Here is a 14,785-nt window from a genome sequence, read left to right on the forward strand (position 1 = left end):
CTAAGACAAGGACGAGACTTACCCACAAGGGTAAATTCTCACCCTGTAGGTTAAATCTCTAATGAGATAAGATAAACTAATTGTATTTGTAGAATTGGAGAGTATTCAGATCAAAGCCATATACTTCAGTACTGAAGTTTTCAGATACTTTAACCCTATTAATCTCTCCGTAATCATTGGTTTGCGGTGACTCAGTGGTGATTTTCTTGACCGTTCCTTTTAGAATCAATCCTTTGTCCCAATCACCTTCTATCAATGGCTCATCGATTGCACCTGAAGCAATTAAAAAATTACGCTGTCCTTCATTGAGCTCTTCAATCGAACCAAAACCGATCTGTGTCGTTAATAGTTCTTTCTCAAACTCTTTTGAGACATCACTCTTTAGCAATAATTCATCAAGCTTCCATGAAGGAAGAACTCTTTCTCGAAAGAAAGATGGCTCTTTACCAGATGGTACCTCGAATAAATTGCCTTGGAAGTGATTAATATCAATACTGTTCTCAGGACTCATCCAATCAAACATAGCTATTGCATCATGTCTGTAGATTTTTGACTCTTTTTGAAACAGTAAAAAATATTGTTGGTAATTTTGATAGTCTTCATTGTGCGGATCAAAAAAGTTAAGCACTGGTTTATAGTGTTGATTGCGAATCACTTTCGCTATTTCCAAATCAACAGATGAGGGGTTGATGATTAGAAGCAAGTAGCCTCCAAACACAATCGTATTTCCCCATGACTCAATAAATTTATGCTCAAGCCTATTGTTTAATGAATCAACGCCATATGGAGGATTGAGGAATAAAAAACTACCCCAATCAAGAGAACGCTTTACGCCGACATTCGCATCTGCATTAAGCAAAACGTCAATCTTAGATTCAGCCTTTCTCGCTCTAATGGTATCAAGTTCAACGCCATAGACTCGTCCACAATCCTTAAATACAGATACCGCATCAGCTTCACCGCAACACGGATCAATAATGCGTGACTCTTCTGCAAAATTCAGAATTGCTTTAACTTTTTTTACCGTTTTAACCGAAGTTGGATAGAACGCCATTTTAGCTTCACTTGCTAACCTTGCCATGTTTTTTCCTTATCTTATTTAATCTTTTATGCTGCTTGCTCGGATGGTTTCCCATTATGGAGATTGCCTTCAATGTCAATGTAAACGTCATCTCCAAAATGAAGATCCCGCTCAACATATACAAATGGGTACTTGTTTTTGAACTGGGCTAAATCGTTATGATAAAATGTGCCCCATTCTGAACAATACGGATCTCCTAAGTTTTCAACATATCCAAAGCAAATTCCTGTCTCTCGTTCATACTCAGTAATGTACCAAGTCATACTAGGACTAAAGAATTTTGCATGTACTTTTTTGAAACGATCCCCATCAGTTACACCGTATTCAGGACAGTCATTCAGATACTTCGGAACTGGTATATTTTGATTAACGTCCATCTCTTCGATATTATTCACTGATTCCAAGGTAACCACTTCTTTCTTTTGATACCCTCTGCTTTCTAAAATCTCGATTATGGCATCTCGTAAGACCGCGTAATCATCTTTTTCAAGCTTTTCGATATCAATTGTAGAAATAGTTGCAACACCTACGTGAGTTGTCGCTTTTTTGATAACCTCATTCTCAATCAATCGATCAAAGATTTGTCTCTCTAGTCTCTCACCATCATCCAAACGATAAATCCTAGGGATAGGTAAAATTTGAAGAAACTTTCTAAACGCCTCAAAACAATCATCTCCCATGTGAAATAGTGCGCTCATGCCGATATCGGGAATAAGTGACTGATGATATAAAATACAATCAACCATACCCTCGCCTATCGGTTTAATAATGCGGCGCATCCCACTTGGAAAAACTCTTACATAATTTGAACCTTCAAAGTAAAGATTGTGATTATTCATCTTCATCCTACCTTGCATGATGACGGCTGTAATAGAGCGAACCATATCCTCTTGCCCTGCTAATCTTACGTACCTAACGAAGCTGCTATTATCTGCCACGAGATCACAAATTCGAGCTTCAGCCCCTGCATAATTTGCTTTTGGATAATGTTTTTCTGTAACCTCAATTGAGACGACTGAGTTGTAAGTTTGACCAGAGTATAAACCATAAAGTATGCCTGCTTTGGTCGAAATTGTGATTTTAAGATAAGCTTTATCTACGTAATCTTTTTCGGCTTTAACAATTATGCTTTGTTCTTCTCCGCTTTTGTCAATATAAACCACACTCACCATGTCTTTTTCATTGAATTCTGTTTTCATTACGCTACCTCATTTAAAAAATCAAACAATGTACTTTGAGTGTATTGTTGTTTCGGAGATTGTTGTTTTTCAACTAATTGCGCTTCAAGTGCTAATGCCTCATTTTGAAGGGCTTTAGCTTGCGCTAATGCTTCATCTCTTTGCTGCTGGAGCTTTTTGGCTACTTCATCTTTTGAAAAGGCTTCAAAATCACTTACTGCTTGAGCAATAAGGATCTCCCACTCTTTCAGATAAGCCCTAAAAGCATCTCGAATAGCAATATTCAAATCACCGTGATCCCCACTCATGTCTGCACCAAAATATCCACCGTGATCGGAAAAAGCGCTGTAAAAATCTCCCAGCCCGTTTTCGCAAGTTGTCAACTCCTCGTAGATACCGTAAAAAGCGTGTTTAGCACTTAAGCTGTCTACACCTGTAAACGGATTGCTTCCGACATAGTAACCATCATATTCTGACGGATTTTTTTCTACGCCAAAAGCGATCTTTTGAAAAGTTGCCGCAGTTGAAAAATATTCACCGTAAAAGCCATTAATGTTATAGTGGGCAATAAAGCCACAATGCAAATGACAATGTTGGTAGATACCTTTGATAAAGTTCGTATGTTTGAAGTGATTATTGAGAAATGAAACAAACCCTTTATAGATTTTTTTCTTTTCGGTAGCACTCATAAATTCTACATCCTCAAAAGTGTATGAACCCTCTTTGATTTTGAAGTTCTTTACTTTTAAGAAATTTTTAGCGTCCATAATAAGCCTCCTAAGACTCTATTAAAAAGACAATAGGAAATCCTTACGGAAGTCCTAAAACCTTTTCAGGTTAAACTCCGCAAGGAGATACTGTATTTTACGTTACCTAGAAAAGGCTCAATTGAATTGGTCCATTGTCTTGTACCATTAACTGAATTTCAGCTCTTGTTACATCAATCGCTTCATCAAAATACATTTTGCCTCTTCTCACACGTTTATAAATGGTGATTTTTTCATCCTCATCTATTAACGTGATTGGTAATGGATTTGTTTTTCTCTTTTTCGGAACTGCTGAAGGTTTTAATTCAAGAGGCTCATCAACGTCTTTTGCTTTCACTTTTGCATTTTTCTGCATTATTTCTTGGAGTTCAAGGTACAAGCTCTCAAACGCATCCCATTCTCTAGGAACAAAAGTCCATTTTGTAGTCTCTATATTGTCATTACCTCCCATAGCACCACTCGATATTGCTTTGGCAAGTTGCATCTGCAAAGAGGTACTTGCTTCTTCTAATCCAGCAAGATCGCCACCTAATGATAAGCGTCCTTCTAAACTATTGGCTGCTGCAACTTTCTTGGAAATCAAGGAAAGAGCCTTTCGTTGTGCCGTATTTTTATACGCCATAAAAATGACCCACACGTTATTTGTTTGACCAATTCTCCAACTTCTCCTAGCCGCTTGCTTCAACGTAAAAACGTTGTAAGTCGTCTGATAAAAGATAATGGTTGGATATTCAAGTAGATCCAAACCAGTCTTAACCAATTCGGGATTACAAATCAAAACATCGCAAGGATTATCTTTGATCCATTTCTCTCTTTTAGAGGCTTCAACTGAACTTGGAAGGCATTTAATAACGAACCCTTTCAATCTCTCACTGAGCAATGTTTGTAATCGCTTAGAAACACCAAGATTTGTGTAAGTTGCAAACACAAGGCACTTACGCCCTTTTTTTAGTTCATCTCTTACCTTGTTAATAAGTGCTTTTTCTTTTGCCGTGATGAAGCTTTCATCCACTGGCGCTTTATAGAATGATTGACCAAAGTTAGGCGCAAAGTCCATAAATGGTAAATCACATACACTTATCGCATCATTTGCAAGAGCACCAAGTACCCTTTTATCTTCTCTAACTTCCTTCGCTATATCGCTAAGGTAGTTTTGATATGTACTAAGCCACTCTTTATCAGGTTCTACCAATTCAACGCTCTCTTCATAATCAGGTAACTCGATATTCATCTCGTCTAACCTTAAAAAGATTGTGAATGGTAAAAGCAATGTCAAAAGATAAGGGCTAATACGTGGTATTTCTTTCATGGAAACTTTTGCACCTTTTTTTGTAACAACCCCCTCCGTGTTTGACTCTTTTGCGTCGTAAATTTCCTCACGGGCACCGTAGAGTTCAACAAACCTCTCAACATCTTTATATTGAAGTTTCAAGGTTTCTTTCATTAAGCGAGGGTTTAAACGATAAAGGATGTAGAATAAACTACTTGCATAGCCATTAAGAAGTGTACCGGTTAAGCCCACACACTTTTTTGACATTGAAGCAATAGCACCAAAAGCATTTCCTTGTCCAGTATCACCGCCTTTTAATTCATGGAGTTCATCCAAGAATAAAATATCGATCCAACCTTTTGGGAACTGCTTTTTGATGTATTCTGCAACAGATAGGCGAGTATTTGATGATTTATTTTTATCCACTTGTCTCAAAACAGAACCACAATCACATACGCGCTGGATATCAGGAGTATGATATTTAAAAGGTGACTCATCAAGAATACATCCACAATCAGGGCATGTGTATTGATAAGAGAGTACCTTTTCCTCATTCTCGTTAACAATCAATCGCTTACGCATATTATATGTGGCACGTTTTGGGTAAGAGAGCTTCGCAGTCTCTTTAGATAGGATAAAAAAGTATGTTTTATTTTCAAGTGCGCGTAGATGATAGCCAGCCAAATCGTCCCATCGTTTTACGATAACAATTTGATATGGAATAGCAGCTTTATCCTTTTTGCCTAATGTCACTTCTATCTCCGAAGCCCACTTAGAAACTAGGTGAGATGGACACATGATAAAAGTTTTAAACGGTTTGATTGGATTTTTGTTAAAGCCTTGGCAAGCCAACGTAATGAGATAAGCAATGCTGATCCCCGATATTGTCTTTCCTGTGCCCATCTCTGCGCTAATAATGAGTGAGTCATTCTTTTTTAAGTGTTCACTGCTGGCCGCAATTAGCCTAGCTTGTCTTGGAAATGGAGCTCTCTTTAATTGTAGAAGCGATCTCATCTGACCTTCATACTTTTTTGGGTTCTCTACTCCTTTGAATTTTGGCTGAACAATTCGGCTAATCGCTCCTGAGAGCACACTAGCTTTATTTTTCACCAAATCTGCGAAGCTTGCAGTGACAATGCTACTGCTCATAATTTTCTCCTTCATTTGAAAGAGGACAAACCTATCCCTCAAGGGGATAAATTAAATCCCCTTTTGGGTTAGGCTCTTAATGAGCAACTAATTGTTTTTGAATATTTTTTCCACTTGATCACGGCTAATACCATAATCTTCGAGAGCTTCAACTGCATCACTAATGTCACCGGTATAGTAACACTCGTAATTTCCAAGCTCTCGTTTAATGATTACATCAATACCATTCTCAGCAATATCTTGTTTTATGCCATTTTGATAAATTTCATCAAGGCTTTTCATAACAACTTCAACATGCTCTTTTGGAACAATCATTCCAGCACCGACATCAACATATGTAACGCCTTCTTTTCTAGCTGTTAAAAACTGTTCTTGACTGAAAGCGAAAAATACGCCGTATTGGTCAAACAATGCACTCTGTTTGTCATTCATGTAGTCTGATAAATATTTCATTGTGTTCTCCTTTAGAACAAGAAGGACATAGCTATCCCAGAGGGATAATTATGTCCCTCGTGGGTTAGCTTTTTGCAACTATTTAATGACACAAACGCTCAAAGCTTTTTAGCGCCTTTTCGTAAGTATCATATTTTTCTTCTATGTCACTTGGAGTGCCGTCCGTCCATTCAATGGTAACCTCCCAATAAAATGTGCCATCTTCAGATGAGACATAATCAAGAGCAACATTAAATGAACCACACTCTTTATATTTTTGATTTTCGCGTTCAGAATTTGCCATATGGTCTCCTACGCTACGTTTTTGTCTTTTAAAATCCAACCTTGTGCCGGTCGCGAGTAGTAACCTTGACCACTCTTGATCATGTACTTGTTGAATTCAATAAATCCATCCTTGCCTAAGTCTTCCTCGATAACTAAAACTCTCAACATTTCACCCGTTTGAGTGTGCTGAAAATCTTTAACGCTACCATTCTCGATCAGCTTGGTGAATTTATCATCAGTAGGATTAGGCGCCATCTCCATTTTTATTGGAGCTGTGCTTTTTTTCGCCTTTTTCGTAGATTTAAGCTTTGATTCCCTTACCCAAACAACTTCTTCCGTAATTTCAACTTTTTGTACCAAATTGACATAAACGACATGTTTTTCAACAAAATCGCTTTTTTCAATCCATGCAAGAGTCTGGTGTGTTGATTTGTTTGGTTCTGGTTTGTAAGCCTTGATATGCTTCCTGTCACTCAAAACGATCCATTGACGTGTAAGTTTGAAATACTTTCCATCCTTTACCTTGTAAACGCGTTCTGATTCAAGTCCGTGATATGAAGTCCACCCTTTTCCTAAACGAACATAATCCGTTGGTACATCGCTTTCTTCAGCAATATAATAGAAGGACTCTTTTTTAACGATCTTTTCAACGAGCGCGTCAGCATCACCAACTCCAAGCCTAATCTGAACAAGCGAATCCCACTTATTTAAAAGCGTGTCGAATTTGTTGAGCAATTTGATAGACTCTTGCCGTGAAGGAAGAATATCTTTCACGTAGTGTTTATCCCATTCTTTATCGGTGTGATACCATTCCATAGTACGATATGAATGACGATTGTCATCATATTTTTGATAGTCATAAATACTCTTACCATAGTGCTGATCGATACTATTGAAGCTGAATACGCCTGTGCCTTTGTCAATAATCTTACCGTCTTTCTCGATATGCCATTTGGTGTTACCGGGGTTTTTCTGATAAGTTACTTCAGGCAAGCCGCTCTCTTCCATGATCTCATTAACAACTTTCTTGCTAAGAGAGTCAATAATGGCTTGGGCGTTTGCTTTTTCACCTTCGCTGGCCGCATGATTGTCCCTTAAAGCATACAGTTTCTGTAGCTTTTGTTGGATTTTAACGTCATAGCTTTGATGAATGTAGTTACCGCCGATTTTACCGCCATTGTAGCAATCAACGACAAGAATATATCCGTTTTTGACCGCAATGCCGTCCCATCGTGCTGGATCATAATAATCGGTCATTGCATCACTCATATTTGGCTTATAGCCGTAAATGAGCCAACCGCGAAATTCCAATCCTTGCATGATAGCAATGAGGCTATCTTGTTTATCACCGTAGTACATTAGAAGCTCCTCTTATTTTTAGTAAACCGTTGAGACATTTTTACAATGCCCTTTACATTGACAAACACACCTACTGAATGGTTTTTGTAAACCACGACGCGAATGTTTTTAGAAACATTGAACCTTTTAGAAAAAAGGCTCTTTGAGACAATTTTGTTCACTTCGTATTCGATCGCACTCATAAGCGGTACGATTTGTAAGTTTTGAATGTTTGCTTTTTGATAGGTTTTCAAAAGGAAAGCTCTAATGCCTTCATATAGTGTATGTTCCATATCCTACTCCTTACGCCATAGGTGCAATGGTTAATTGACCATTATTGTCATCAATCCTATAACGTTCCCACTCTGTGTCATGCTCATACTGTCCACCAACAAATTTTGTGATTGGCTTTAGATATGTCACGACTTTATTAACGGGATCAAAGATGAATCTTTGAGTTTTTGAGTAGGTTTTGTAAACATCACCTTGCTTTTTAAATTTTGCCTCAACACCGCATGCTTTTAAGAACATTGCGAATAGTTGATTAGGTTGCATGATTTCCTCCTTTGGGAAAGGGCATACCTCTCCCAACAAGGGAGAGATAGCCAAGTGGCTAAAACTCCCTTATGGAGTTAAACTTTTTTTATGCTGCTAAGAAGTCAAATAAGTCCAATTGCTTTGGTTTTTGAGGACCAAACAACTCATAGGCTCTTTCCAACGCTTGGTCGAACGTTAACTTGTAAACGTATACACTTTGATTGTCATAACTTTCCACTTCCATTCCATCGATACTTCGATTGAGTTGTACTCGAAGTTGAATTAGTTGCCTAACTGTTAGGACAATGCCTTTTCTGCCAGCAAACAAATCATAAGAAGTGGAAAAACCATCAATGGAATAACCAGAGCCGCCTCCATTACCTAACTTGGCATGTGCAAGCGCTTTAGACTTAAATTCATTAAAGCTTTTGGCTTTTTTGATTTCTTCCACTGGATCGAATGACGTTTCATCTTTCCTATATGCTCGCGCAAAAAGGTTTTCTAAGCTTCTACGCAAGACATCATCATCGCTGATGACTTCTTTATACTCGATATGGAAATAGTCTCTTAGCCAAGAAATAAATTCCTCATCATAGAGCTCATATTCAGGCAGTTCATCACTTCTCAGCCACGACGAACCTTGAATCTTTCCACCGTCAAACCAAAAACGATAATCTGTTTTTGTTTCGAGCTCCCAGAATGAATACGAATTGTCAGTAGATACGTGAAAGCATCTAGTGTATGGAACGAGATATAATCGAATGAGATGCTTAACTCTAGCAATTATTTCAAAATCGCTTAAAGCACCATCACGCGTCATATATTTAGTACTATCGTCCCACCAAAACTCTTCAAATCTACCATGACCTTCTTCGGAGGTTGAACCTTTGACAATCGCATCTTTATATGGATAGGTAATCCTTTGAGATAATCTCCAGATTTTCCCCCCATTCACACCGTGCATGCGACTTTCACCGCACACGGCGTTCCACCAGTGTATTAACCTTTCTAACTGTAACCTAATAACATCATAAGAAAATCCCTAAGCTATCAATTGATTCCCTGCAAGAACTCTAAGCTTGTTTACTCTTTCGAGTTGTCCAGCATTGAGCTCTAAAAGATTGGTAAACCTATTTATTGTTTCGTTATCCGTAGCATGAATCAGTCTATGCACATTTGCATGTAAAATGACTAAATTCTTGTATTCATCCTTACCATTTAAAGCACGAGGCTTTTTGTGGTGACAATGAATTTCATCTACATCTAATGTATTACCTAATACATAACATTTTCCATATTGTCCGACATAGAGCGATATCCGATTATCGTTATATTCAGCAGATTGACCTTTTGCGGGATTGGCTACTAAGTATTTCAGATTTTCAATTGGTACTGCTTTTTGTTCAGTGTGGATTTGTTCTCTATCGTTTGCTTTATATATCGAGTAGCCTCGATAATTGAGCTGTGTTTGATGTTGAACATATCCTATGGGGATAAGAGGAGTGTCATAAACAAACCGAAGCTGTTTACTCTTTCCGTACATATCCTTTATGTATTTTGGTATAGGTTCTTTCTCTTTTGCTTTGCGTGGTTTCAATCTATTCTTAAGGATTGAACGAGTACGATAGGCGATTGCACTAAAGTCGAGATTGCAGTTAGTGGCACAATTGTAATAATTGTGTACGCCGATGATATAGGAGTTCAGGCGCATGACTGCGCTTTTCCCTGAATCTTTCGGTTTCTGCACAGCCTTTGCGTGTTCTCTCATGGTTAGTAGAATCTTTTTAAAAGCTTTTAAGCCTATATGAGATTTTACAACCCATTTATTATCGTTTTTATTCTTTACTTTACCCTTTGTGGTGACTTTGAGTTTGATGCCTAAGAAGTCTGAATAGCTTTTCCGAAGATTGACTATCTTTGACTTTTCAGGGCTTATTTCAAGTCCTAGCCTTTCTTTGAGCCATAGTTTAGTAGCTTCAAAGATACGTTTTGCGTGATTATGGTTCCGACAGAAGAGTTTGAAATCGTCGGCATATCTTACGATATAGACCTCTTTGAGATTGGATTGTTTGATAGCTTCAATCTTATGTGTTTGAGCTTGTCTTCCTGTATGTGTGGATTTTGTTTTCATATTAACCCATTGACTTGCTATCCAGTGGTCAAACTCATTAAGAGCGACGTTTGCTAACAGGGGTGATATGATACCACCTTGGGGAGTTCCTTTCTCTGGAGTTCCAATTCCTTCAATTTCTGCCTTTAGGAGTTTGGAGATGATAGCAATTAATGCTTTATCCCTTATTCCTAGTGTCCATAATTGTTTAAGTAGTTTACCGTGGTCAATATTGTCAAAGAAACCTTTGATATCAACGTCTACGACGTAGTGTAGGTTGTTTTTATGTGCTAAGTGATACGCTCTGGCTATGGCGTGTTTCGTTCCTCTTAGAGGTCTGAAACCATAACTGTGCTTATAGAACTTTGCTTCACAAATTGGCTCTAACACTTGAAGTATACATTGTTGGACTAACCTATCACTAATGGTAGGTATGCCTAAAGGTCTCATTTTTCCATCTGGCTTTGGTATTTCTACTCTGCGTACCGCTTGGGGTTGGTAATTTTTTAATTTCGCTTCAACAAACTTAACGAGATCATCGGGCTCCATTCTTGCTAAATAAGCAATCGTTTTACCGTCCGTTCCCTTGGTATTACTTCCTGTATTTTTCTTGATGTTTCGATATGCTAATAAGACATTGTCCCTATCGGTGATTTTACTCATCAGATTGGTAAATATCTTGTCATTAAGGCTATCAGCATACAATTGATCTTGAACAACTTGGAAGTCATAATATTCGTTGTTGCGTAATGTTTGTCGCTTTGGGTTCTCTATGATTTTACTCAAAGTCGGCTCCTTTCATTGCTGAATTTCGCCTCTCTTAGTCATACTCGAACCTTTGATGTTGGTTATAGTTGGTACTTGTGTTAGTACAATGACTAAAGCCCTTTGCTCCACTTCCATTATAGAAGCTTCATCGCTCATGGCTTCACTTTCACGTTGATTAAAGAACTTTAATACCTTACGGATTTATCTGTTCTAACGTTTCACTGATCGTTAAATCTCCACGTTCAACGCTTACCTTGTTCCAATAATTCTATCTGTACATATTCCTTTAGGTGTTTCCTATGAGCCTGCAAGCTTGATATCGCCTTTAGCGGTATATGGAGTTTCATGCTTGTAATTCTTACTTTTCCACACTTACCCTATTGCTAGGATATACATTTCTGTATATTTTGAGTTTAGACCCTTACATTCGGAAATTCGTCAGTGCCTTAGCACATTCTCACCATGAGAATTTTATAGACCCCCGACCTATCAGATACTCGACCACCTCTGATTCGCTTTTCCACAGCATTACCTGTTTGGGTATCCTCTCAGTCGTCTTCACCGAGCTTTAGACAGTTTTGCTTTTAACGAAGCTTGCCGCCTATCGGAGTATTAGGGAGAGCATTTCAAGGCGTTACCCTGTCATTCTACTCTTCAAATTATTAGTTTAACCCCGTGAATACGAGGTTAGAACAACTTTTCACTGTTCAACAAGTCGCACTACAAGCTCAATCATCTCGGCATTATTCTTAGGAAGTTGGCTGATCCAACTTTTGACAACACATGGATCATGATATGCGTACCACGAGTTCGCAACGTCACACAATTCAAAAAAAGTGTATCGTTTTCTTAAATTGCTTTTTCTGACTCTTTCCAACTCCCGATGATATTTGCTCCAACTTCCTTCACTTCCAGCACTTGGCGACTCAGGTTCGGGTTCAAACTCATCATCTGAGCCATCAGCAAACAGAGATAATTGCTTGTTTTCTGATTTTTCAAAATTTTTGAGCAGATCCACCCATTCAAGGATTTTTTTGCAAACACCCTCGATGTATTCCTCGTCGCTATGTCCAGCATGTGAATTATGATTTTTGAAAGGGATTTTGACTTGCAACCATACAATCCAATCATAATTGGTCCTATTCGCCTTATCTCTAAGGGTAAGAACATTACAAAATTCTGTACGCTCAAGCAAAACTTCATCAAAATGCTTTTTCAAACCCTCTAGGCTCGTTAACGACACCTTTTTGGATTTTGCACATGACGGCAAATCACATTCTTCATCTTCATTAAATTCTTCGTCCTCAAAGTCCTCTTCAAGCTCATCTTCATCAAAGTATTCTTCGTCTTCAATAAACTCTTCAGGATCTTCAATATATTCCATCTTGTTGCCTCCTCTGTGGCTTTACATGTAAGACCGACAAAGGAGTGGCAAAAAGCCGACTGATCTGTCGGCCAATGCCGTTTTATGATATTAAATTTAATAGTTTTGCGGTTGCCATGAACTCATCTTTTGCTTTTTCTGAACTCCATGGTTCAAAATCAACAACATCTGTTCTTAGCAATATCGTATCTAAGCCTTCTCCGAAGCCTAACCAATGTTCTTTATTAGGCATATGCGCCACGGCTTCATCAATCATAATCTCTTTATCAAGATCATGAACCTCTTTTGCCATAGGATAGCTCAAACCAAAACACCCAAAAGCTTTTTTAATCAATCGCTCTTCGATATCTTTGTACATTGGAAATGCTTTTTTTAAAGGGGATGCAAGATCTCCCATGAAAGCCTCGGCTATTTCGTGGAGCAATGCTTGCTTCGCAAGTTCTATCTCTCCAAGGAATATAAAGATTCTTGCCATATTCACACAATGTTGAGCCACAGATAGTTTGGTTTGACCAAAAAATCTCATGATTCTCGATAGTGCAATCGCAATCACTTCTAAATCAATGTCTTTGCATTCAGGATGAAAGGGTTTAATAAATCTCCCTTTACTATCCATTAAGGTTGCATTTTCAATATCACTAGCCACTACTTTCATAAGTAGCCACGATAAGATCCTTTTTACAACACGTTTCATCTCACTTTCCTCGCTTATATGGTTTAATCAGCTCTCTAATTGCAAACACTGGAGACAATGCAAACATAGTCAGCATCTTCCAAGCACTTAATGCCTTTAAAGAGTTTTTATTGAAACAAACCATACTCGCGGAAAGCAAGATGGCAACTGTAAGATATATTCCGATAATCCACTCAAACATTCGCTGATCCTTTCCAACAAGTAATAAGCTCTCCACCATTAAGTCCCAACTTTTGAATAACAACCGTAATGCCGTATAGAGGGTGAGTGTATTTCAACTTTTCTCCTGGTACTGCTTTAGTGATTGCTTTTTCGATGGTTTTTTCTAACAGTGGAAGATCTTCTTGCGAGAAGCGCTGAATCATGCGCTCATTGAAGTGGATAGTGAATTTTTTGATTAAATGTAACATGTCGCCCTCCTTTGAGCAACCATAGGGCTACCCAAAAGGGGAGCCGTAATTTAACGACTCCCTATGGAGCGACAGTTATAATGATTTATGCAACGAGAAGATAAGGCATCTCTCTATCGAGAAATGTTTCTCGTGTCATAAGTGTTTGTTTCATTTGAGTGTCTTGCTGTTTTTTGTATTCTTTAATAAGCTCATAAAAATTGTGCACAAATGGAAGATTCATATCAAAGTCACTAGACTTATCTAAGAATTTTTTGACTCCATTATGAACATATGACAAGCTCACTATTTCATACTGACAAGAAGCATATGTTCGTATAGACACACTATATTTAAGACCATTGTCAAAATCATATGTTTGTGTCGAATCGATTATTCGTTCAAGCAATTGAGGCTCTCCAGTAGGACTTTCTTCAGCATTTGTCCACTCATCTGTGACTTTTTCTTGAGTGTCAACATGAATGATTTTTGTTGCAGGTGTCCACCAGTGAAGATTGCGCGCTTTGATCTTATACTCAAAAGAGTATTTATCATCTTGAAATTTGCTTCGCGTACTGATGATAAAATCTTTAACAGCCTGAATGCTGTCAAAGACTCTGTACCCATAGTCATAAAAGACAGGATAAGCACCAATATTTGACCAAAAATCCTCATCGTCTAATGTATCAATTTCGTATCCTAAGAAATAGTATTTCACAATTTTGCCCTCCTTCGAGCGTAAGCATAAGAATACCTAGCCCTTTCGGGAGGCAATCTTCGCTTAAAAGACTGGCTCCCATTGGGAGAAACAAATTTTATCTATAGCAAATGACACCATTTCCTTTTAGTACCCTAATATCTTCCATGATAAGGTTTCGCTTGTCAATAAACTTTTTGGCATCTTCCAATGTATCAAAAGTCATAATACGATATTTAGGGGGAACGTATAGGTTGGTCCACAAGAAAATAAATTCTCTTCTTTGTGGAATGAATTTGCCATTTTTTTTGATTATTCGGTATTGAGGTAATCTAAGCATTAGCTAGCTCTTCTTGTGGTTGAAATTCAACTTTTAGAGGACAATTTGGCTCACCGTCTTGTGTCATTGAATGGAGTACACCATCAACATCAACGATTTCAACTGGCTTGTTCTTCCAATCAATTTCATAAACATTACGGCCCCATTCGTCTTCAAAAACGAATTTAGCAGTCAAACCGCCTTTGAGTTGTAAATCAATTTGTGGTAATTCTTTACGTGCCATTTTCTAGTCCTCCGCGACTAAAGTTAAGAGGACATACCTACCCTACAGGAGGATAAAATATATCCCCAAGAGGGTAAGCTATTAGCAACATTTTTGACAATAGAAATCCCTCCGAACTGAATCGGCTGTTACATGTAACAATG

General features: G+C 38.1%; 17 protein-coding genes. All 17 read right to left on the reverse strand.

All coding sequences use genetic code 11. From position 1 onward, the window contains the following. Nucleotides 1–76 precede the first annotated feature (76 nt). Nucleotides 77–1,081: a DUF6094 domain-containing protein gene (locus SMUL_RS08985; RefSeq protein WP_025344935.1), complete on the reverse strand. Its 1,005-nt coding sequence runs from the start codon at nucleotides 1,079–1,081 to the stop codon at nucleotides 77–79. Between the two features lie 26 nt (nucleotides 1,082–1,107). Then, the gene (locus SMUL_RS08990; RefSeq protein WP_025344936.1) at nucleotides 1,108–2,280 is read right to left on the reverse strand and encodes a hypothetical protein; all 1,173 of its coding nucleotides are present in this window, start codon (nucleotides 2,278–2,280) and stop codon (nucleotides 1,108–1,110) included. Then, nucleotides 2,280–3,026 (reverse strand): PspA/IM30 family protein, encoded by a 747-nt coding sequence (locus tag SMUL_RS08995; RefSeq protein ID WP_025344937.1) that lies wholly within the window; start codon nucleotides 3,024–3,026, stop codon nucleotides 2,280–2,282. The genes SMUL_RS08990 and SMUL_RS08995 overlap by 1 nt, the downstream gene beginning before the upstream one ends. A gap of 106 nt (nucleotides 3,027–3,132) precedes the next feature. Continuing rightward, nucleotides 3,133–5,445: a DEAD/DEAH box helicase gene (locus SMUL_RS09000; RefSeq protein ID WP_025344938.1), complete on the reverse strand. Its 2,313-nt coding sequence runs from the start codon at nucleotides 5,443–5,445 to the stop codon at nucleotides 3,133–3,135. Nucleotides 5,446–5,532: 87 nt separating this feature from the next. Continuing rightward, nucleotides 5,533–5,898, reverse strand: coding sequence for a DUF7659 family protein (locus SMUL_RS09005; protein WP_025344939.1), 366 nt, complete (start codon nucleotides 5,896–5,898; stop codon nucleotides 5,533–5,535). A gap of 82 nt (nucleotides 5,899–5,980) precedes the next feature. Next, nucleotides 5,981–6,181 carry a hypothetical protein gene (locus SMUL_RS09010; protein ID WP_025344940.1) on the reverse strand — a complete coding sequence of 67 codons (201 nt, stop codon included), beginning with the start codon at nucleotides 6,179–6,181 and terminating at the stop codon, nucleotides 5,981–5,983. Between the two features lie 8 nt (nucleotides 6,182–6,189). Further along, complete coding sequence (locus tag SMUL_RS09015; RefSeq protein WP_025344941.1) at nucleotides 6,190–7,521, reverse strand: hypothetical protein; 1,332 nt, start codon at nucleotides 7,519–7,521, stop codon at nucleotides 6,190–6,192. Continuing rightward, nucleotides 7,521–7,793 (reverse strand): hypothetical protein, encoded by a 273-nt coding sequence (locus SMUL_RS09020; protein ID WP_025344942.1) that lies wholly within the window; start codon nucleotides 7,791–7,793, stop codon nucleotides 7,521–7,523. The genes SMUL_RS09015 and SMUL_RS09020 overlap by 1 nt, the downstream gene beginning before the upstream one ends. A 10-nt stretch (nucleotides 7,794–7,803) precedes the next feature. Continuing rightward, nucleotides 7,804–8,055: a hypothetical protein gene (locus tag SMUL_RS09025; RefSeq protein ID WP_025344943.1), complete on the reverse strand. Its 252-nt coding sequence runs from the start codon at nucleotides 8,053–8,055 to the stop codon at nucleotides 7,804–7,806. An 88-nt stretch (nucleotides 8,056–8,143) separates the two neighbouring features. Then, nucleotides 8,144–9,019, reverse strand: a complete 876-nt coding sequence (locus SMUL_RS09030; RefSeq protein ID WP_038533245.1) for a hypothetical protein — start codon at nucleotides 9,017–9,019, stop codon at nucleotides 8,144–8,146. 60 nt (nucleotides 9,020–9,079) lie between these two features. After that, entirely contained in the window at nucleotides 9,080–10,933 is a 1,854-nt protein-coding gene (gene ltrA, locus SMUL_RS09035; RefSeq protein ID WP_038533249.1) for a group II intron reverse transcriptase/maturase, read from the reverse strand. 682 nt (nucleotides 10,934–11,615) lie between these two features. Beyond that, nucleotides 11,616–12,299, reverse strand: coding sequence for a hypothetical protein (locus SMUL_RS09040; protein WP_025344945.1), 684 nt, complete (start codon nucleotides 12,297–12,299; stop codon nucleotides 11,616–11,618). Nucleotides 12,300–12,381: 82 nt separating this feature from the next. Beyond that, nucleotides 12,382–12,993, reverse strand: a complete 612-nt coding sequence (locus SMUL_RS16655) for a hypothetical protein (protein ID WP_025344946.1) — start codon at nucleotides 12,991–12,993, stop codon at nucleotides 12,382–12,384. 1 nt (nucleotide 12,994) lies between these two features. After that, nucleotides 12,995–13,174, reverse strand: coding sequence for a hypothetical protein (locus tag SMUL_RS09050; protein ID WP_025344947.1), 180 nt, complete (start codon nucleotides 13,172–13,174; stop codon nucleotides 12,995–12,997). Beyond that, the gene (locus SMUL_RS09055; RefSeq protein WP_025344948.1) at nucleotides 13,167–13,403 is read right to left on the reverse strand and encodes a hypothetical protein; all 237 of its coding nucleotides are present in this window, start codon (nucleotides 13,401–13,403) and stop codon (nucleotides 13,167–13,169) included. Before SMUL_RS09055 ends, SMUL_RS09050 begins: the two co-directional genes overlap by 8 nt. Before the next feature lie 85 nt (nucleotides 13,404–13,488). Then, entirely contained in the window at nucleotides 13,489–14,100 is a 612-nt protein-coding gene (locus tag SMUL_RS09060) for a hypothetical protein (protein WP_025344949.1), read from the reverse strand. 311 nt (nucleotides 14,101–14,411) lie between these two features. After that, entirely contained in the window at nucleotides 14,412–14,642 is a 231-nt protein-coding gene (locus SMUL_RS09070; protein ID WP_025344951.1) for a hypothetical protein, read from the reverse strand. Nucleotides 14,643–14,785 lie beyond the last annotated feature (143 nt).

Origin of the sequence: Sulfurospirillum multivorans DSM 12446, from assembly GCF_000568815.1 — a bacterium.
GTDB lineage: Bacteria > Campylobacterota > Campylobacteria > Campylobacterales > Sulfurospirillaceae > Sulfurospirillum > Sulfurospirillum multivorans.

What these genes read in the sequence shown, in the direction of transcription:
- SMUL_RS09005 (WP_025344939.1), bottom strand. Translation starts at nt 5,898, where the DNA reads ATGAAATATTTATCAGACTACATGAATGACAAACAGAGTGCATTGTTT.
- SMUL_RS09040 (WP_025344945.1), bottom strand. Translation starts at nt 12,299, where the DNA reads ATGGAATATATTGAAGATCCTGAAGAGTTTATTGAAGACGAAGAATAC.
- SMUL_RS09055 (WP_025344948.1), bottom strand. Translation starts at nt 13,403, where the DNA reads ATGTTACATTTAATCAAAAAATTCACTATCCACTTCAATGAGCGCATG.
- SMUL_RS09070 (WP_025344951.1), bottom strand. Translation starts at nt 14,642, where the DNA reads ATGGCACGTAAAGAATTACCACAAATTGATTTACAACTCAAAGGCGGT.
- SMUL_RS09025 (WP_025344943.1), bottom strand. Translation starts at nt 8,055, where the DNA reads ATGCAACCTAATCAACTATTCGCAATGTTCTTAAAAGCATGCGGTGTT.
- SMUL_RS09050 (WP_025344947.1), bottom strand. Translation starts at nt 13,174, where the DNA reads ATGTTTGAGTGGATTATCGGAATATATCTTACAGTTGCCATCTTGCTT.
- SMUL_RS09015 (WP_025344941.1), bottom strand. Translation starts at nt 7,521, where the DNA reads ATGTACTACGGTGATAAACAAGATAGCCTCATTGCTATCATGCAAGGA.
- SMUL_RS08990 (WP_025344936.1), bottom strand. Translation starts at nt 2,280, where the DNA reads ATGAAAACAGAATTCAATGAAAAAGACATGGTGAGTGTGGTTTATATT.
- SMUL_RS09000 (WP_025344938.1), bottom strand. Translation starts at nt 5,445, where the DNA reads ATGAGCAGTAGCATTGTCACTGCAAGCTTCGCAGATTTGGTGAAAAAT.
- SMUL_RS16655 (WP_025344946.1), bottom strand. Translation starts at nt 12,993, where the DNA reads ATGAAACGTGTTGTAAAAAGGATCTTATCGTGGCTACTTATGAAAGTA.
- SMUL_RS09010 (WP_025344940.1), bottom strand. Translation starts at nt 6,181, where the DNA reads ATGGCAAATTCTGAACGCGAAAATCAAAAATATAAAGAGTGTGGTTCA.
- SMUL_RS08985 (WP_025344935.1), bottom strand. Translation starts at nt 1,081, where the DNA reads ATGGCAAGGTTAGCAAGTGAAGCTAAAATGGCGTTCTATCCAACTTCG.
- SMUL_RS08995 (WP_025344937.1), bottom strand. Translation starts at nt 3,026, where the DNA reads ATGGACGCTAAAAATTTCTTAAAAGTAAAGAACTTCAAAATCAAAGAG.
- SMUL_RS09020 (WP_025344942.1), bottom strand. Translation starts at nt 7,793, where the DNA reads ATGGAACATACACTATATGAAGGCATTAGAGCTTTCCTTTTGAAAACC.